Origin of the sequence: Nocardioides sp. NPDC023903, assembly GCF_040639295.1 — a bacterium.
Classification (GTDB): domain Bacteria; phylum Actinomycetota; class Actinomycetes; order Propionibacteriales; family Nocardioidaceae; genus Nocardioides.
Genome location: NZ_JBEZZS010000007.1, coordinates 171,377 through 189,189 on the forward strand (window position 1 = coordinate 171,377; position 17,813 = coordinate 189,189).

Annotated in this window: 16 protein-coding genes; all 16 read right to left on the reverse strand. The window is 68.5% G+C overall.

Annotated elements, in window-relative coordinates; genetic code table 11:
• Positions 1-3: 3 nt before the first annotated feature.
• Positions 4-1,080, reverse strand: coding sequence for a sulfate ABC transporter substrate-binding protein (locus AB0F44_RS10905; RefSeq protein WP_357355258.1), 1,077 nt, complete (start codon positions 1,078-1,080; stop codon positions 4-6).
• A 224-nt stretch (positions 1,081-1,304) separates the two neighbouring features.
• Positions 1,305-2,222 carry an EamA family transporter RarD gene (rarD, locus tag AB0F44_RS10910; protein WP_357355260.1) on the reverse strand — a complete coding sequence of 306 codons (918 nt, stop codon included), beginning with the start codon at positions 2,220-2,222 and terminating at the stop codon, positions 1,305-1,307.
• A gap of 55 nt (positions 2,223-2,277) precedes the next feature.
• On the reverse strand, positions 2,278-3,291 hold the full coding sequence (locus tag AB0F44_RS10915) for a polyprenyl synthetase family protein (protein WP_357355262.1): 1,014 nt from the start codon (positions 3,289-3,291) through the stop codon (positions 2,278-2,280).
• The gene (gene nuoN, locus AB0F44_RS10920) at positions 3,288-4,832 is read right to left on the reverse strand and encodes an NADH-quinone oxidoreductase subunit NuoN (protein WP_357355333.1); all 1,545 of its coding nucleotides are present in this window, start codon (positions 4,830-4,832) and stop codon (positions 3,288-3,290) included. The genes AB0F44_RS10915 and nuoN overlap by 4 nt, the downstream gene beginning before the upstream one ends.
• Positions 4,833-4,836: 4 nt before the next feature.
• Entirely contained in the window at positions 4,837-6,258 is a 1,422-nt protein-coding gene (locus AB0F44_RS10925; RefSeq protein ID WP_357355264.1) for an NADH-quinone oxidoreductase subunit M, read from the reverse strand.
• The gene (nuoL, locus tag AB0F44_RS10930) at positions 6,258-8,123 is read right to left on the reverse strand and encodes an NADH-quinone oxidoreductase subunit L (protein ID WP_357355266.1); all 1,866 of its coding nucleotides are present in this window, start codon (positions 8,121-8,123) and stop codon (positions 6,258-6,260) included. The genes AB0F44_RS10925 and nuoL overlap by 1 nt, the downstream gene beginning before the upstream one ends.
• Complete coding sequence (gene nuoK / locus AB0F44_RS10935; protein WP_008356449.1) at positions 8,117-8,422, reverse strand: NADH-quinone oxidoreductase subunit NuoK; 306 nt, start codon at positions 8,420-8,422, stop codon at positions 8,117-8,119. The genes nuoL and nuoK overlap by 7 nt, the downstream gene beginning before the upstream one ends.
• A gap of 79 nt (positions 8,423-8,501) precedes the next feature.
• Positions 8,502-9,206 (reverse strand): NADH-quinone oxidoreductase subunit J, encoded by a 705-nt coding sequence (locus AB0F44_RS10940; protein ID WP_350665755.1) that lies wholly within the window; start codon positions 9,204-9,206, stop codon positions 8,502-8,504.
• Complete coding sequence (gene nuoI, locus AB0F44_RS10945) at positions 9,203-9,742, reverse strand: NADH-quinone oxidoreductase subunit NuoI (RefSeq protein ID WP_357355268.1); 540 nt, start codon at positions 9,740-9,742, stop codon at positions 9,203-9,205. The genes AB0F44_RS10940 and nuoI overlap by 4 nt, the downstream gene beginning before the upstream one ends.
• Positions 9,739-11,034, reverse strand: coding sequence for an NADH-quinone oxidoreductase subunit NuoH (gene nuoH, locus AB0F44_RS10950; protein ID WP_357355270.1), 1,296 nt, complete (start codon positions 11,032-11,034; stop codon positions 9,739-9,741). The genes nuoI and nuoH overlap by 4 nt, the downstream gene beginning before the upstream one ends.
• Positions 11,031-13,268 carry an NADH-quinone oxidoreductase subunit G gene (locus AB0F44_RS10955; protein WP_357355272.1) on the reverse strand — a complete coding sequence of 746 codons (2,238 nt, stop codon included), beginning with the start codon at positions 13,266-13,268 and terminating at the stop codon, positions 11,031-11,033. The genes nuoH and AB0F44_RS10955 overlap by 4 nt, the downstream gene beginning before the upstream one ends.
• Positions 13,265-14,578: an NADH-quinone oxidoreductase subunit NuoF gene (gene nuoF, locus AB0F44_RS10960; RefSeq protein ID WP_357355274.1), complete on the reverse strand. Its 1,314-nt coding sequence runs from the start codon at positions 14,576-14,578 to the stop codon at positions 13,265-13,267. Before nuoF ends, AB0F44_RS10955 begins: the two co-directional genes overlap by 4 nt.
• Positions 14,571-15,317 (reverse strand): NADH-quinone oxidoreductase subunit NuoE, encoded by a 747-nt coding sequence (gene nuoE, locus AB0F44_RS10965; RefSeq protein ID WP_357355276.1) that lies wholly within the window; start codon positions 15,315-15,317, stop codon positions 14,571-14,573. Before nuoE ends, nuoF begins: the two co-directional genes overlap by 8 nt.
• Positions 15,314-16,627 (reverse strand): NADH-quinone oxidoreductase subunit D, encoded by a 1,314-nt coding sequence (locus tag AB0F44_RS10970; protein WP_350665767.1) that lies wholly within the window; start codon positions 16,625-16,627, stop codon positions 15,314-15,316. The genes nuoE and AB0F44_RS10970 overlap by 4 nt, the downstream gene beginning before the upstream one ends.
• Positions 16,624-17,262: an NADH-quinone oxidoreductase subunit C gene (locus tag AB0F44_RS10975; protein WP_357355278.1), complete on the reverse strand. Its 639-nt coding sequence runs from the start codon at positions 17,260-17,262 to the stop codon at positions 16,624-16,626. Before AB0F44_RS10975 ends, AB0F44_RS10970 begins: the two co-directional genes overlap by 4 nt.
• Positions 17,259-17,813, reverse strand: a complete 555-nt coding sequence (locus AB0F44_RS10980) for an NADH-quinone oxidoreductase subunit B (RefSeq protein WP_160025681.1) — start codon at positions 17,811-17,813, stop codon at positions 17,259-17,261. Before AB0F44_RS10980 ends, AB0F44_RS10975 begins: the two co-directional genes overlap by 4 nt.

Here is a 17,813-nt window from a genome sequence, read left to right on the forward strand (position 1 = left end):
GGACTACTGCGAGGCCTTGCCGGACTTGGCGATGGAGTCGGTCACGATGCCGAGGGCCTCGCCTTCCTCACCGGTGCCGAAGAGCTTCTCCTTGACGCCCGACCAGTCGCGGCCGCCGAAGTCGTTCTCCAGCGTGAGCAGCTGCTTCGGAGCCGGGAACGGGTCGGCCGGGTCCTTGGCACCCTTGATGTCCTCGGGCTTCAGACCGATCGCGTCCCAGTCGACGACGCCGGGCTCGGCGGTGTTGACCGGGCGGAAGCCGGTCAGCGCGAACTGCTTCTGACCGCCCTGCGGGTCGAGGACGAAGTCGAGCCAGGCCTGAGACGGCTTGGAGGAGTCCTTGAGGATGGCGCCGGGGTTCTCGATCAGGACGGTGGAGTCCGGGATGATGTACTCGAAGCCCTCGCCCTGCTGGGCCGCAAGGATGGCCTCGTTCTCGTAGGCGAGCAGCACGTCGCCGGTGCCACCGAGGAAGGCAGTGGTGGCGTCGCGGCCGGAGTTGGTCAGAGTGACGACGTTCTTGAAGAGCTTGTCGAGGTACGCCTTGCCCTCCTCCTCGGTGCCACCGTTCTTCACCACAGAGCCCCACGCGGCCAGCGCGTTCCAGCGGGCGGCGCCGGACGAGGCCGGGTTGGCGGTGACCACGCCGACGCCGGGCTTGACGAGGTCCTCCCAGCCCTGGATGTTCTTCGGGTTGCCCTCACGGACACCGAGCACGACGACCGAGCTGGACACGATGCCCTTGTTGTCGCCGTCGTCCCACGACGCGTCGACGAGGCCGGCCTTCTCCAGGCGCTGCACGTCGGTGCCGACGGACAGGTGGACGTAGTCGGCCTTCAGGCCGGACTCGACCGCACGGCTCTGGTCGCCCGAGGCGCCGTACGAGGTCTGGAAGGTGACGCCCTCGCCATCGGGGGTCTTGTTGAACTCCTTGGCGATCGCCTTGTTTGCCGTCTCGGGGACGGCGAAGCCGACGATGGAGATCGACTCCGCGTCGCTGTCGCCGCCGGAGCCACCGCACGCGGTCAAGGTCAGGATGCTCGCAGCGGCCAAAGCCACTGCAACCTTGATCTTCTTCATCTGGTTCCTCACTTCTGCCCTGCCGAGTCAAGGTCGATCGGGTTACGAATGTCGAGGACAATACTCGAGTTAGTCGAGTGGATGTGAAAACACACGATCGGTCCGCTCCTTGGACGGCAACCAGTCGCCGAGACGACACCTAGGTCGGCCGAGATGGCAGCTGGGTGCCATCTCGGCCGACCTGAGTGACGCCTCGGCCGGCGGGGGCGACGTCTCGGCGGGGTCTAGACGGTCGTCGTGCTCGGCGGGGTCACGAGCGTCCGCAGAACCTTGCGGCGGTGGTGGATGGCCTCGGCGCTGAAGATGACCAGGGCGATCCAGACGATCGCGAAGCCGGCCCAGCGGCCGGGAGGCATCGCCTCGTGGGCGATGAAGACGCCGACGGCGAACTGCAGGATCGGCGCGAGGTACTGGAGCAGCCCGATCGTGACCATCGGCACCCGGATGGCGGCCGCGCCGAAGCAGGCCAGCGGCACGACGGTGATGACGCCGAGGCTGATCAGGAGGAGTACGTGGAGGGCACCGTGGCCGAAGAGTGTGCCGTTGCCGGTGGCCTGGAGAGCGATGATCAGGGCCAGCGCGAACGGCGCCGTCACGGCGGTCTCGACGGCCAGCGACTCGAACGGCCCGACCCCCGCGCTCTTCTTGAGCAGCCCGTAGGTGCCGAACGAGAAGGCCAGGATGAGCGCGACCCACGGCAGCCGGCCGTAGTCGACCGTGAGCACGATGGTGGCCACGAACGCGATCCCGAGCGCCACCCACTGCAGCTTCCGCATCCGCTCGCGCAGGATGATCACGCCCATCAACATCGTGACCAGCGGGTTGGTGAAGTAGCCCAGGCTCGTCTCCACGATCCGTCCGTTGTTGACCCCCCAGATGTACGTCACCCAGTTGATCGAGATCACCGCCGCAGCCGCAGCCAGCAGCACGAGCTTTCGCCGGTCGCGCAGGATCGCGGCCACCTGCTGGCGGCGGCCCACGATCAGCACCAGCGCTCCGGCCACGACCAGCGACCACAGGATCCGGTGTCCCAGGATCTCCCAGGCCCCGGCGGGCTCCATGAGCGGGAAGTAGAGCGGGAACGCTCCCCACATGATGTAGGCAGCGGCGCCGAACATCACTCCACGCCGTTGCTCATTCACGTCGCAACGGTACTGCCCAGGGCCGGATACCCTTTACCGAATATCGCGCCTCGGTTCAGACGGAGCGGACCGCGACGACGTCGGCGAAGGCCTCGAGGGCCTTGCGGACGGGACCCTCGGGCAGCGGCGCGAGGGCGGCCTTGGCCTCCTCGGCGCGGGACTGGACGTAGGTGCGAGCCTCGGCCAGCGCCGGGTGGGCGCGGAGGAGGCCGACGCACTCGGCCAGAGCCGCGTCGTCGGTGAGGTCGCTGTCGAGCAGTTCCAGGAGCCGGGCGTCGCCAGCCTCGGTGGAGCGGCGAGCCAGCAGCACCGGGAGCGTCGGGACGCCCTCACGGAGGTCGGTCCCCGGCGTCTTGCCGGACTCGTCGGAGGCGATGTCGAGGATGTCGTCGGAGAGCTGGAAGGCGACGCCGACGATGTCGCCGTAGGCGAGCAGGGCCTCCTGGATCTCCTTGTCGGCGCCGGCGAAGAGCGCACCGTAGAGAGCCGAGGTGGCGATCAGGACGCCGGTCTTCCCGGCCAGCACCTCGAGGTGGTGGTCGACCGGGTCGACACCTTCGGGAGGCGCAACGCCTTCGAGGATCTGGCCCTCGACGAGCTTGGCGAAGGTGGCCGCCTGGATGCGTACGGCCTCCGGGCCCAGCTGGGCGGTCAGCTCCGAGGAGCGGGCGAAGAGGAAGTCGCCGGTCAGGATGGCGACGTGGTTGTCGAAGCGGGCGTTGGCGGTGTCCTCACCGCGGCGCACGAGCGCCTCGTCCATGACGTCGTCGTGGTAGAGCGAGGCCTGGTGGGTCAGCTCGACGACGCAGGCGGCGGTGATGACCTCGTCGGCGAGCGTGTCCGGGCCGTACTCGGCGGCCAGCAGCACCAGCAACGGCCGGAACCGCTTGCCGCCGGCCTCCAGCAGATGGGAGGCCGCTTCCGTGACGAACGGGGAGCTGCTGCGGGCGTAGCCCGCCAGCTTCTCCTCCACGATCGCCAGCCGAGCGCGCAGCCGCTGCTCGAGCTCGGGATCGGTGATCGGGAGGGCGAGTTCAGGGGCTCGGTCGGTGGGTGCGCTGGTGCTCACCCGATGAATCCTCCCGCATCCACCAACAGGCTGAGCACAGGGCCCGGAATTACACCCAACAAGACGGTGGCGACAGCGCTCAGTGCGATCACGACGGTGGTGGCGTACGACGGGGTCACGACCGCGGCCGCGTCCTCGCGCGGATCGGTGAAGAACATCAGCATCATCACGCGTACGTAGAAGAAGATCGCGATGATGCTCGAGCAGATCGCGACCGCGACGACGGGCCACTGACCGGCGCCCAGCGCGGCGGCGAAGACGCCCCACTTGCCGATGAACCCGCCGGTCAGCGGCAGCCCGGCCATCGAGAGCAGGAAGACGGCGAAGGTCGCCGCGACCCACGGGTTGGAGCGGCCCAGGCCGGCCCAGCGGTCCAGCGAGTTGACCTCACCGTTGGGCCCGCGCACGAGGGAGACGATCGCGAACGCGCCGAGGGTCGCGAACCCGTAGGCGGTCAGGTAGAAGAGCACCGCCTGGGTGGAGCCGAAGGCGTCGGTCTGTACGCCGAGGAGGCCGGTCAGCAGGAAGCCGGTGTGGGCCACGGCGGAGTAGCCGAGCATCCGCTTCACATCGGTCTGGACCACCGCGAAGGAGGCGCCGAGCAGCATCGTCAGCACGGCGATGACGCCGATCGCCGGGCGCCAGATGTCGCCCTCGGCGCCAAAGGCGACGTAGAAGAGCCGAAGCATCGCGGCGAACGCGGCGATCTTGGTGGCCGCGCTCATCCACGCGGTGACCGGCGTCGGAGCGCCCTGGTAGACGTCAGGGGTCCAGGAGTGGAAAGGCACGGCGCCGGTCTTGAAGAGCAGGCCGACGGCCATCAGGCCGATGCCGAGGAGCAGGAGCGGGCTGGAGCCGTCCTCGGCCGCCACCTCACCGATCTCGGCCAGCGACATCGACCCGGCGAAGCCGTAGACCAGCGCGAGACCGTAGAGGAAGATGCCGGAGGAGAACGCGCCGAGCAGGAAGTACTTCAGCGCCGCTTCCTGGGAGAGCAGCCGGCGACGGCGCGCCAGCCCGGTCAGCAGGTAGAGCGGCAGGGACAGCACCTCGAGGGCGACGAAGAGCATCAGCAGGTCGCCGGAGATGCAGAAGAGCATCATCCCGCCGACCGCGAACATCATCAGCGGGTAGACCTCGGTGTGCTCGAGTCCCCGCTGGGAGGCGGTGCGCTCAGCAGGCGTGCCCGGCAGGGCCGCGGCCTGACCTGCGAAGGCGCTCACGCCGTTGTCGAGCCGTCGCTCGGCGAAGAGCGCGACGCCGCCGAGCGAGACCAGCAGCACCAGCCCCTGGGAGAAGACCCCCGGGCCGTCGACGATGAGGGCGCCCTCACCGGTCGAGGCGCCGAGGCTGGACCCGGCGCCGACGGCGACGGTCCCGGCGAGCGCGGCGACCAAGCCTGCCAATGCCAGCGACACCTGGGCGTTGAACCGTGCGGCACGCGGCGCGAAGGCCTCCACCACGACACCGGCGCACGCGACGCCGAGCACCAGCAGGACGGGCCAGAGGGTGGCGTACGAAATTCCGGGGGACTCGAACATCGCGTCACTCACCTGCCTGGATGACATCAACAAGAGGAGCCACGACCGGCTGGGCCGCTGAGATCAGCGGTCCGGGGACGAAGCCGAAGAAGAGAAGGGCGACCAGCAGCGGAACGAGCACGCCGACCTCCCGCCGATCGAGATCGGGGACCGGCTTGGAGAGCTGAGCGGGCCCGGTGAAGATCCGCTGATAGGCCCACAGCACGTAGATGGCGGCGAGAACGATCGCGGTGACCGCGATGACACCGACCAGCCAGTGGTAGTCGAAGGCGCTGATCAGGACCAGGATCTCGGAGACGAACTGGCTCAGGCCCGGTAGGCCGGCGGTCGCCAGACCCGCGATGAGGAACGTACCGGCAAGCACCGGGGTCGCCTTCTCCATCCCCCGCATCGACGAGATCGAGGCGGTGCCCTTGCGGGCGATCAGGAACCCGGCGATCAGGAACATCGCCGCGGTAGCGACACCGTGGTTGACCATGTAGAGGATCGACCCGACCAGGCCCTCGCGGGTGGCCGCGAAGATGCCGAGGGTGATCAGCCCGAAGTGCGAGAGCGAGGTCAGACCGATCAGGCGGAGCAGATCGTCCTGCCCGATCGCCAGCACCGCGCCGTAGACGATCGAGATCAGCGCCAGCACCACGACGACGGGCGTCGCCCAGGCGGACGCCTCCGGCACCAGACCCAGGCAGAGCCGGATCATGCCGAAGGTGCCGATCTTGTCGAGGACGCAGACCAGGAGCACCGAGGTCGGTGTGGTGGCCTGCTCGGTGGTGTCGGCCAGCCAGGTGTGCACCGGGAACAGCGGCGCCTTGACCGCGAACGCGATGAACATCGCCACGAAGATCCAGCGCTCGGCTGTGGTGCCGATGTCGAGCTGGGCGAGGTCGCTGATCAGGTACGACGGCGACCCGGCCTCCGAGGAGACCACGAAGAAGCCGATCAGCGCACCGAGCAGCACCAGCCCGCCGCCGAGCTGGAACATCAGGAACTTGAGCGCGGCTCGGGCCCGGTTGGGGCCACCGTGCTGGCCGATCATGAAGTACGCCGGGATCAGCGTCGCCTCGAAGGCGATGTAGAAGAGGAAGAGATCGCCGGCGGTGAAGGTGAGCAGCGCGAAGGCCTCCAGGGCCAGCGCCCAGGCGTACCAGCGCTTGTCGTGGTCCTTGACCGCCGCGACCATCACCAGCGGCACCAGGACCACGGTCAGCATCACCATCAGCTTGCCGAAGCCGTCCATCTCGAGCGCCCAGTGGACGCCGAGCGGCTCGATCCAGACGAGATCGGTGTCGGGGGCCGTGAACATCGTGACGATGCCGGCGATCAGGGTGGCGATCGCGAAGCCGAAGGCCCACGCCTTGGGCCGCGCCGGCATCACCGCGGTGATCAGCGCGCCCGCGAACGGGACGAGGACGAGGATTGTCAGCATCAGTTGACCACCAGAAGCGCCAGGGCGACGAGGACCGTGCCACCGAGGACGGAGAGGGCGTAGGAACGTACGTAGCCGGTCTGTGTCTTGCGGAGCTCACCGGCGATCGCCGCGAGGGCGATCGGGCCACCGCTCATCAGGCCGTCGACGGCGTACTTGTCGGTCGCGAGGGCGCCGCGGGTGAGCGCCATCCCGGGCGGCACCACGACGTCCTCGATGTGCGGGACGTGCAGGTAGGGAGTCGGCTCGGTCGTGATCGGGCGGCGCCCGAAGACGAACCCGGCGGCAGCGACCCCGATCGCGACGACGAGCACCGCGAGGACGGAGGTGGCCCAGACCGGGAGCGGACCGTGGTGCTCGGCGTGGCCGATCGCGACCACCGGCTCGAGCCAGTGCTCGATCCAGCCGCCGAGCGCGAAGACACCACCGAGGACCGACAGCGCGGCGAGGACGACGAGCGGCCCGGTCATGATCCGCGGCGACTCGTGCGGATGTACGCCCTCGGGCCAGCGCTTGCGGCCGAAGAAGGCGAGCATCATCAGGCGGGTCATGTAGAACGCGGTCACACCGGCGGCCAGGAGGGCGATGATGCCGACCAGCCAGCTGTCGGCGAAGGCGACCTCGAGGATCTTGTCCTTGGACCAGAAGCCGGCGAACCCGGGGAAGCCGATGATGGCCAGGTAGCCCATCGAGAAGGTGAGGAACGTGACCGGGAGCGCCCGGCTCAGGGCGCCGTAGTGCTTGAGGTTCACGTCGTCGTTCATGCCGTGCATCAGGGACCCGGCGCCGAGGAACATGTTGGCCTTGAAGAAGCCGTGGGTGAGCAGGTGGAAGATCGCGAACGCGTAGCCCGGCCCGCCCAGCCCGGCGGCCAGCATCATGTAGCCGATCTGGCTCATCGTCGAACCGGCCAGGACCTTCTTGATGTCGTCCTTCACGCAGGAGATCGCGGCGCCCCAGATGATCGTCACCAGGGCGACGACCACGACGGCGGTCGAGGCGGCCTCGGCAGCGTCGAAGATCGCGGAGGACCTGACGATCAGGTAGACGCCCGCCGTGACCATCGTGGCCGCGTGGATCAGCGCCGAGACCGGGGTCGGGCCCTCCATCGCGTCCAGCAGCCAGCCCTGCAGCGGCACCTGGGCGGACTTCCCGCAGGCACCGATGAGCAGCAGGATGCCGAGCCAGTTGAGGGTGGTCGTGGTGGTGTCGCCGATGTCGATCGCGGAGAACGACGTCGACCCGAAGGTGACGAAGCAGAGTGCGATCGCCAGCGAGAGACCCATGTCGCCGACCCGGTTCATCACGAACGCCTTCTTCGCGGCGGCGGCCGCGGACGGCTTGTGCTGCCAGAAGCCGATCAGCAGGTAGGACGCCAGGCCGACGCCCTCCCAGCCGAGGAAGAGGCCGACGTAGTTCTCCGCCAGCACCAGCATCAGCATCGCGGCGAGGAACAGGTTGAGGTAGCCGAAGAACCGGGTGCGCCGCTCGTCGTCGGCCATGTAGCCGACCGAGTAGACGTGGATCAGCGTGCCGACACCGGTGATGAGCAGCAGGAACAGGCTGGAGAGCTGGTCGTAGAGGAGGTCGAACCCGACACTCAGATCACCCGTGTCGAACCAGGTGTAGAGGTGCTGGACGACCTGCCGGCTCTCCTCATCGCGACCGAGGGCGGCAATGAAGAGGACGAGCGACAGCACGAAGGACGTACCCGCGAGCCCGACCGCGAGCCAGTGCCCGATCCGGTCGAAGAGTGCCGGCGCCAGCGGGCGCCCGATCAGGATCAGGGCCGCACCGGCGAGGGGCAGCGCGATGACCAGCCAGATCAGCGAGAAGACGCCGCTGGCCTCGACAGGGTTCACCACTTGAGCATCCTTGGCTCGTCGACCGAAGCCGTGTTTCTGGTGCGGAAGATGGTCATGATGATCGCCAGCCCGACGACCACCTCAGCGGCCGCGACGACCATCACGAAGAACGCGGTCACCTGCCCGTCGAGGTTGCCGTGCATCCGGCTGAACGCCACCAGGGCCAGGTTGGCCGCGTTGAGCATCAGCTCGACGCACATGAAGACGACGATGGCGTTTCGCCTGGTCAGCACGCCGATCGTGCCGATCGTGAAGAGGATGGCGGACAGGATGACGTACGCCGTGGTGTTGTCTGTCATGCCGCCGCCTCCGTAGCGCAAGCGCCATCATACGAACGCGGCGGCATGTTGATCCCATGACTCGCTCGCTGACGCTCGCTCATGCGTCCTCTCCTTCGTCCGCACGACCGCCGGCGAGGATGGCCGGGACCGACTTCGTGCTCTGCGACCCGTCCGGCAGAAGGGCCGGGGTGTCGTTGCTGTTGTGCCGCGCGAAGGTGCCCGGTGGAGGCAGCGGGCCGAGGTGCTTGCCGCTCTTCGCGTAGTCGGCGACCCGCTGCTGGGCCAGGTCGGTCTGGCTCTGCTTCGGATCGATCCGCTCGCGGTGGGCCAGCACCATCGCGCCGATCGCGGCGGTGATGAGCAGCGCGCTGGTCGCCTCGAAGGCGATCACGTAGCGCGAGAAGAGGAGGTCAGCGAGGCGTTGTACGTTGCCGCCCTCGTTGGCGCTGGCCAGCCCGCGCATCGTGGCGATGCTCGCTTGGCCGACGCCCGCGATCAGCGTCGCGCCGAGCCCGACCCCGAGGATGACGGCGAGCACCTTCTGCCCCGCGATCGTCTCCTTGAGCCGGTCGGAGGTGTCGACGCCGACCAGCATGATCACGAACAGGAACAGCATCAGGATCGCGCCGGTGTAGACCACGATCTGCACCGCGAACAGGAACGGCGCCTCCAGCGTCGCGTACATCATCGCCAGCCCGATCATCACGACCGCCAGCGACAGCGCGGCGTGGACCGGCTTGCGCGCGAACAGGAGGCCCATCGCCGCGATCACCATGACCGAGGCGAGGATCACGAAGCTCATCGGATGGGCTCCTTGGGCTCCGGTGCGTAGTAGGAGGTGTCGTCGTTGCCGAGGAACATCGGGTGCGGAGGCGCCTCCATCCCGTCCTCGAGCGGCGCGAGCAGGTCCTTCTTCTCGTAGATCAGGCTCTCGCGCGTGGTGTCGGCGAGCTCGTACTCATTGGTCATCGTCAGCGCCCGCGTCGGGCAAGCCTCGATGCACAGCCCGCACAGGATGCAGCGCAGGTAGTTGATCTGGTAGACGCGGCCGTAGCGCTCACCGGGTGAGTAGCGCTCCTCCTCGGTGTTCTCCGCGCCCTCGACGTAGATGGCGTCGGCCGGGCACGCCCACGCGCACAGCTCGCACCCGATGCACTTCTCCAAGCCGTCGGCGTGCCGGTTGAGCTGGTGCCGGCCGTGGAAGCGCTCCTCGGTCGGCTCCTTCTGCTGCGGGTACTGCTCGGTGACCGGCTTCTTGAACTGCGTCCCGAACGTCACCGCGAACCCGCTCACCGGGTCCCAGAAACGCTCCTTGAACGAGCGGTCGTCGTTGCTCACTTGGCCTCCTCAGGAGACGGAAGAATGCGTACGCCGTTGGTGGCTGTCTGCACGGCCGGCGGTCCGAACACGAGCGGCTGCGCGGCACCCCGCACGGCCCCGCCCTGCGGCAGGGTGGGCGTGGGGAAGCCGCCGGTCGCCTTGGTGACCTGGGCCTCCTTCTCCGGAAGCCGGTTGAGGAAGCCGAGCACGACGACCACCGTGACGGCCAGACCGAAGCCGAAGAGGATCCAGTTGGGACTGAAGCCGCCCTGGATCGCGGCCATCTTGATCACCGCGACGACGACGATCCAGGCGAGGCTCGCCGGGAGGAGGACCTTCCAGCCGAGCGACATGAACTGGTCGTAGCGCAGCCGCGGCAGCGTGCCACGCAGCCAGATGAAGACCCAGATGAAGAAGAACATCTTCAGGAAGAACCACAGCACCGGCCAGTAGCCCTCGTTGGCGCCGGGCCAGACGGTGCCGAGGCCGAGCGGGGCCCGCCAGCCGCCGAGGAACAGCGTCGTGGCGAGCGCGCTGACCGTGGCCATGTTGATGTATTCGGCCAGGAAGAAGAGCGCGAACTTCAGGCTGGAGTATTCGGTGTGGAAACCACCGACCAGCTCGCCCTCGGCCTCCGGAAGGTCGAACGGCGCGCGGTTGGTCTCGCCGACCATCGAGACGCAGTAGATGACGAAGGACGGCAGCAGCAGGGCGCCGAACCACCAGTCCGTCTGGGCCGCGACGATCTGGCTCGTGGACAGGCTGCCGGCCATCAGGAAGACGGTGACGAGCGCCAGGCCCATCGAGACCTCGTAGGAGATCATCTGGGCGCTGCTTCGGAGACCACCGAGCAGGGAGTACGTCGAGCCCGATGCCCAGCCGCCCAGCACGATCCCGTAGATGCCGATGCTGGCGATCGCCATCACGAACAGCACCGCGACCGGCATGTCGGTCAGCTGCAGCGGCGTCTGGACGCCGAAGAGGTTGACCTCCGGACCGAACGGGATCACCGAGAACGTCACGAACGCCGGCACCGTGGCCAGGATCGGGGCAGTGATGAAGACGATCTTGTCGGCCTTCTCCGGTGTGAGGTCCTCCTTGAGCGCCAGCTTCACGCCGTCGGCGAGCGACTGGAGCAGACCGAACGGCCCGTGCCGGTTGGGCCCGATGCGGTGCTGCATCCGGGCCACGACCTTGCGCTCCCACCAGATGTTGAACAGCGTCAGCACGACGCAGACGACGAAGACCAGCAGAACCTTGATCGCGATGATCCACCAGGGGTCCTGGCCGAACTGCTCCAGCCCGTTCACTGGTCCTCCTCGGAGGTCGAGCTTGTCGAGACCACCGTGACCGTCGAGCCCGGCGACGCGAGGTCCGCCCAGACGCCTCGGCCGAAGCTGTTCGTCGGCACCCACACGGTGTTGTCGGCCAGCTCCGCCGGGAGCGCCGGGAGCGTCCAGCTCCCCCGGTCCCCGGTGATCGTCACGACGTCACCGACCTTCTCGTGGAGCGCTGCCGGGATACGTACGAACGCCGGTCGCGCGGTCGCTGCCAGCGCCTTGTCGCCGCTCTGGAGCGTCCCGTTGTCGAGCATGAGGTGCCAGGTCGCCAGGTGGAAGCCGCCTTCGTCGGTCGAGCCGCCGGAGCCGCTAGGCGGAGGCGTGTCGAGACCAACACGGTCCCCTTCCGCGCTCGATGAAGCCGTGTTGGTTTCGACACCGCTCGCTGCGCTCGCGGGCTCAACCAGCGAGGTCGTGATGTGGCCGAGAACCTCGGCGTCGGAGTAGGCGGCGGGCTTGTCGAAGACCTTCGGGAACGGGCGGCGGCGACCTTCCCAGGTGACGAAGGTGCCGGCCTTCTCCGAGGCGGTGGCGACGGGGAGTACGACGTCGGCGCGCTCGGTCACGGCGGTGACCCGCTGCTCGAGGCTGACCACGAAGCCGGCCTGGTCGAGCGCGGCCAGGAAGGCCGCCGGGTCGGCGGTGTCGTCGGGGTCGACGCCGGCAATCACCAGGGCGTCGAGGCCGGCGCGGACGATGGCCTCGGCGTCGAGGCCACCTTCACCGGGCAGCAGGTCTGCCTCGACCGCACCCCGATCGCCGGCACGACGCGGCACCCAGGCGAGCCTGGCGCCGGTGCGGTCGGCGAGCTCAGCAGCGGCGGAGTAGGCGCCGGGGCTGGTCGCCAGCCGCTCGCCGACCAGGATCACCGAGGCCTCGGTGACCCCGCTGACCTGGGACAACACATCCTTCTCGGCACCGGGAGCGGTCAGGACGACCTCGGCTCCGAGCTTGCGTGAGCCCTCCGAGGCGTACGGACTCAGGGTGGTGATCCGCAGACCGCTCTTGTTCGCCTTGCGCAGCCGGAGGAAGAGCGTCCCGGCCTCGTCCTCGGGCTCCAGGCCCACCAGAACGACGTGGTCGGCGGCGTCGAGGTCGGCGTAGGTGAGGCTGGTCCCGGCGACCCGCGAGCGCAGGAAGCCGGTCTCCTCCTCCGACAGCGGTCGCGCGCGGAAGTCGATGTGGGGAGTGCGAAGCGTGCGGGCAAAGGCGGCGTACGCCTTCGCGTCCTCCAACGTCAGACGGCCACCGGGCAGCACACCCACCGAGCCGGCACCGGCCAGACCCTGGGCGGCGATGGCGACGGCCTCCAGCCAGGACGCCGGCCGGAGCTCGCCGTCCTCACGGACCATCGGCGAGGTGAGCCGGTCGCGGACGGCGTAGCGGAAGCCGAAGCGGTCCTTGTCGGTGATCCACTCCTCGTTGACCTCCGGGTCGTTGCCGGCGAGGCGGCGCATGACCTTGCCGCGGCGGTGGTCGATGCGGATCGCGGCGCCGCAGGCGTCGTGCTCGGCGACGCTCGGGGTGGAGACCAGGTCGAACGGCCGAGCCCGGAACCGGTAGTCGTCCGAAGTCAGCGCGCCCACCGGGCAGATCTGGATGACGTTGCCGGAGAAGTAGGACGAGAACGGCTTGTCCTCGGCGATGCCGATCTGCTGCTGTGCGCCACGCTGGATCAGCGCGATCCCCGGGTCACCCGGGATCTCGGCGGCGAAGCGGGTGCAGCGCTGGCAGACGATGCACCGCTCACGGTCGAGCAGCACGTTGGGCGAGAGGTTGATCGGCTTCGGGAAGGTCCGCTTGGTCCCCTCGAAGCGGGTCTCACCCTGGCCGTGGGACATCGCCTGGTTCTGCAGCGGGCACTCGCCGCCCTTGTCGCACACCGGGCAGTCCAACGGGTGGTTGACCAGGAGAAACTCCATGATCCCGTGCTGCGCCTTCACGGCCGTGGAGTTCTGCGTCTCCACCACCATGCCCTCGGCGACCGGGATCGTGCAGGAGGCCTGCGGTTTCGGGAAGCCGCGGCCGTTGCCCGCGTCGGGGATGTCGACCAGGCACTGTCGGCAGGCGCCGACGGGCGCGAGCAGCGGGTGGTCGCAGAAGCGCGGGATCTCGATTCCGGCCTCCTCGGCCGCCCGGATCACCAGCGTGCCCTCGGGCACGGTCACGTCATGTCCGTCGATCTTGACGGTCACATCGGTCACTGAACTGCCTCCGCCCATGCGGTCGACTTCTTGGCGTCGAAGGGACAGCCACCCTGCTCGAGATGGGCCAGGTATTCGTCCCGGAAATACTTGATCGAGCTAGTGATCGGGCTCGTCGCGCCATCACCGAGCGCACAGAACGAGCGGCCGAGGATGTTGTCGCACTGGTCGAGCAGCAGGTCGAGGTCCTCGGGCTTGCCGTCGCCCTTCTCCAGCCGCTCCAGCACCTGCACCAGCCACCAGGTGCCTTCGCGGCACGGGGTGCACTTGCCACAGGACTCGTGCTTGTAGAACTCCGTCCACCGCAGCACCGCGCGCACCACGCAGACGGAGTCGTCGAAGATCTGCAGCGCGCGGGTGCCGAGCATCGAGCCGGCCGCCTGCACGCCCTCGAAGTCCAGCGTCACGTCGAGGTGCTCCTGGGTGAACAGCGGGGTCGAGGAGCCGCCCGGGGTCCAGAACTTCAGCTCATGCCCTTCGCGTACGCCTCCGGCCAGCTCGATCAGCTTGCGCAGCGTGATGCCGAGCGGTGCCTCGTACTGTCCCGGCTTCTTGACGTGACCGGAGAGCGAGAAGATGCCGACGCCGGCCGACTTCTCGGTGCCCATGCCTGCGAACCAGTCGGCGCCGTTCTTCACGATGGCGGGCACCGAGGCGATCGACTCGGCGTTGTTGATCACGGTCGGGCTGGCGTAGAGACCGGCGACGGCCGGGAACGGCGGCCGCAGCCGCGGCTGACCGCGGCGCCCCTCGAGCGAGTCGAGCAGCGCGGTCTCCTCTCCGCAGATGTAGGCCCCGGCACCGGCGTGCACGACCAGCTCGAGGTCGTAGCCGGAGCCGTGGATGTCCTTGCCGAGGTGGCCGGCCGCGTAGGCCTCCCGGACGGCTGCCTGCAGCCGCCGGATCACATGCAGCACCTCGCCGCGTACGTAGATGAAGGCACGCTCCGCGCGGATGGCGTAGGAGGAGATGATCACGCCCTCGACGAGAGTGTGAGGCGAAGCCATCATGAGCGGGATGTCCTTGCAGGTGCCCGGCTCGGACTCGTCGGCGTTGACCACCAGGTAGCGCGGCTTGGGCTTCTCGGGGTCGGGCGCGGGCAGGAAGCCCCACTTCACCCCGGTCGGGAACCCGGCGCCCCCGCGACCGCGGAGCCCGGAGTCCTTGACCATCGTCTGTACGTCCTCGGGAGCCATCCCGAGAGCGACATCGAGCGCGTCGTAGCCGCCCTGCTCGGCGTAGGCGGGCAACGTCCAGGCCCGCTCGTCGCCCCAGTTGGCGGTCAGCACCGGGGTCAGAGTGTCAGTCATCGGACGCCTCCTCGGCGATCGTCTCCGACTCGGCGCGACGGGTGTCGGCCACCTCGACGGCCTCGGGCAGCTCCTCCGGTACGTCGGCGGAGCCGTGGGCATCGGCGGGCGCGGCCCAGCCGCGCTCGCGGGCGAGCTCCAGCCCGACAACCGACGCCGACCCGGCCGCGGGCCCTTCGTCGACGAGCCCGTCCTCGAAGCCGGCGAGAACCCGTTCGGCCTCGCGCCAGCTCGTGATCCGGGCGCCGCGCGAGGCCACGACCTCGCGGCCTTCGCGCAGGTCATCGACCAGCTGCGAGGCCGACTCCGGGGTCTGGTTGTCGAAAAACTCCCAGTTGACCATCACCACCGGCGCGTAGTCGCAGGCCGCGTTGCACTCGATGTGCTCGAGCGTGATCGCGCCGTCAGCGGTGGTCTCGTCGTTGCCGACCTCGAGCTTCTCGCGCAGGCAGGCGAAGATCTCGTCGCCGCCCATGACCGCGCACAGCGTGTTGGTGCAGACACCGACGTGGTGGGTGCCGACGGGATGACGCTTGTACATCGTGTAGAAGGTCGCCACCCCGCTCACCTCGGCCGGGGTGAGGCCCAGGACCTCGGCGCAGGCGTGGATCCCTTCGGGCGTGACCCGGCCCTCGACCGACTGCACCAGGTGGAGCATCGGCAGCAGCCCGGAGCGGGCCTGGGGGTAGCGAGCCGCGATCTCGCGCAGCTCGTCGTAGGTCTCAGCAGCAAGCGTCATCGGTCGACGCCTCCCATCACCGGGTCGATGGACGCGATCGCCACGATCACGTCGGCAACCATGCCGCCCTCGGACATCACGCTCGTGGCTTGAAGGTTGGTGAACGACGGGTCTCGGAAGTGGACCCGGTAGGGCTTGGTGCCGCCGTCGCTGACCACGTGGGCGCCGAGCTCTCCGCGCGGCGACTCGATCGCGACGTACGCCTGGCCGGCCGGCACCCGGAAGCCCTCGGTCACCAGCTTGAAGTGATGGATCAAGGCCTCCATCGACTCGCCCATGATGTGGCGGATGTGGTCGAGGGAGTTGCCCTGGCCGTCGGGACCGACGGAGAGCTGCGAGGGCCAGGCGATCTTCTTGTCGGCCACCATCACGGGGGCGCCGTCGAGATCGGCCAGCCTCTTGAGGGCCTGCTCCATGATCCGCAGCGACTCCCACATCTCGGCCAGCCGGATCCGGAACCGGCCGTAGGAGTCGCAGGTGTCCCAGGTGATGACCTCGAACTCGTAGTCCTCATAGCCGCAGTAGGGCTGGGTCTTGCGCAGGTCCCACGGGTAGCCGGTCGAGCGCAGGATCGGGCCGGTGAGCCCGAGCGCCAGGCAGCCCTCCAGGTCGAGGTAGCCGACCTGCTCCAGGCGGCCCTTGAAGATCGGGTTGGCGTTGCAGAGAGCGGCGTACTCCTCCAGGCGCTTCTTCATCAGCTCGATGAACTCGGTCACCCGCGCGACGGTTCCGTCCGGCAGGTCCTGAGCGACGCCGCCGGGCCGGATGTAGGCGTGGTTCATCCGCAGGCCGGTGATGAACTCGAACAGGTCCAGGCACAGCTCACGCTCGCGGAACCCGATCGTCATCACGGTCAGGGCACCGAGCTCCATGCCGCCGGTCGCGATCGCCACCAGGTGGGAGGAGATCCGGTTGAGCTCCATCAGCAGGACCCGGATGACGTCGGCCTTCTCCGGCACCTCGGCGCCGATGCCGAGCAGCTTCTCCACCCCGAGGACGTACGCCGTCTCGTTGAAGATCGGCGAGAGGTAGTCCATCCGGGTGACGAACGTGGTCCCCTGTGTCCAGGACCGGTACTCCATGTTCTTCTCGATGCCCGTGTGGAGGTAGCCGATCCCGGCACGCGCCTCGGTGACCGTCTCACCCTCGAGCTCGAGGATCAGCCGGAGCACCCCGTGCGTCGAGGGGTGCTGCGGACCCATGTTGACGACGATCCGCTCGTCCTTGACGTCCTTGAGGGCGTCGGTCAGCTCGTCCCAGTCCTGGCCGGTGACGGTGAACGTACGTCCCTCGTCCTCTGTGGTCGTCATGAGTAGCTCCTGCGGGTGTCCGGCGGCGGGATCGTCGCGCCCTTGTATTCCACCGGGATCCCGCCCAGCGGGTAGTCCTTGCGCTGCGGGTGGCCCGGCCAGTCGTCGGGCATCAGGATCCGGGTCAGTCCGGGGTGTCCGTCGAAGACGATCCCGAACATGTCGTAGGTCTCGCGCTCGTGCCAGTCGAGCGTCGGGTAGATGGCCACCGCGCTCGGCACGTGCGGATCCTCGTCGGGGGCCGAGGTCTCGACCCGTACCCGGCGGTTGTACGTCATCGAGAGCAGGTGGTAGACCGCGTGCAGCTCGTTGCCCTGGTCAGCGAGGTAGTGCACGCCGGAGACTCCGGAGCAGAGCTCGAAGCGCAGCTCGTCGCGGAGCACCTGCAGGGCCTCGAGCAGCCGCTCGCGGCGTACGTGGAAGGTCAGCTCGCCGCGGTGGATGACCGCCTCCGCCTCGGTGAAGGCGAGGGCGTCGGCGATCTCCTTGAACCAGCCGCCGTAGGGCTGAACCCCGACGTCGCTGGTGCGGCTCGGCATCGCGTGCTGGCGGGTGAGACCGCCGTAGCCGCTGGTGTCGCCGGTGTCCGCCACCCCGAACATGCCACTGTTCTGGCCGCTGTTCTGGTCGCTCACCGCAGAAGTCCCGTCTGGTCGATCAGCGGCAGCTGGCGCAGCGCCGCGGTCTCGTTGGCGACCTCCTCGCGCTCGGCGTTGACGCCCAGCGAGCCGCCCTGGATCTTGTCGTGGAGCTTGAGGATCGCGTCGATCAGCATCTCGGGACGCGGCGGACAGCCGGGGAGATACATGTCGACGGGCACGATGTGGTCGACGCCCTGGACGATCGCGTAGTTGTTGAACATCCCGCCGCTGCTGGCGCAGACGCCCATCGCGAGCACCCACTTCGGCTCGGGCATCTGGTCGTAGATCTGGCGCAGCACCGGCGCCATCTTCTGGCTCACCCGGCCCGCCACGATCATCAGGTCAGCCTGCCGCGGGGAGGCCCGGAAGACCTCCATGCCGTATCTGGCCAGGTCATACTTCGGCCCGCCCGACGTCATCATCTCGATGGCGCAGCAGGCCAGTCCGAACGTCGCCGGCCAGAGGCTCGCCTTGCGGAAGTAGCCCGCCAGGCCTTCGACGGTCGTGAGCAGAACCCCGCTCGGAAGCTTTTCTTCGAGACCCAT

Excerpts from the sequence above, each read along its gene's own strand:
- AB0F44_RS10905 (WP_357355258.1), bottom strand. The coding sequence starts at position 1,080 with ATGAAGAAGATCAAGGTTGCAGTGGCTTTGGCCGCTGCGAGCATCCTG.
- nuoN (WP_357355333.1), bottom strand. The coding sequence starts at position 4,832 with ATGTTCGAGTCCCCCGGAATTTCGTACGCCACCCTCTGGCCCGTCCTG.
- AB0F44_RS10925 (WP_357355264.1), bottom strand. The coding sequence starts at position 6,258 with ATGCTGACAATCCTCGTCCTCGTCCCGTTCGCGGGCGCGCTGATCACC.
- nuoK (WP_008356449.1), bottom strand. The coding sequence starts at position 8,422 with ATGACAGACAACACCACGGCGTACGTCATCCTGTCCGCCATCCTCTTC.
- AB0F44_RS10940 (WP_350665755.1), bottom strand. The coding sequence starts at position 9,206 with ATGAGCTTCGTGATCCTCGCCTCGGTCATGGTGATCGCGGCGATGGGC.
- nuoF (WP_357355274.1), bottom strand. The coding sequence starts at position 14,578 with ATGACTGACACTCTGACCCCGGTGCTGACCGCCAACTGGGGCGACGAG.
- nuoE (WP_357355276.1), bottom strand. The coding sequence starts at position 15,317 with ATGACGCTTGCTGCTGAGACCTACGACGAGCTGCGCGAGATCGCGGCT.
- AB0F44_RS10970 (WP_350665767.1), bottom strand. The coding sequence starts at position 16,627 with ATGACGACCACAGAGGACGAGGGACGTACGTTCACCGTCACCGGCCAG.
- AB0F44_RS10980 (WP_160025681.1), bottom strand. The coding sequence starts at position 17,813 with ATGGGTCTCGAAGAAAAGCTTCCGAGCGGGGTTCTGCTCACGACCGTC.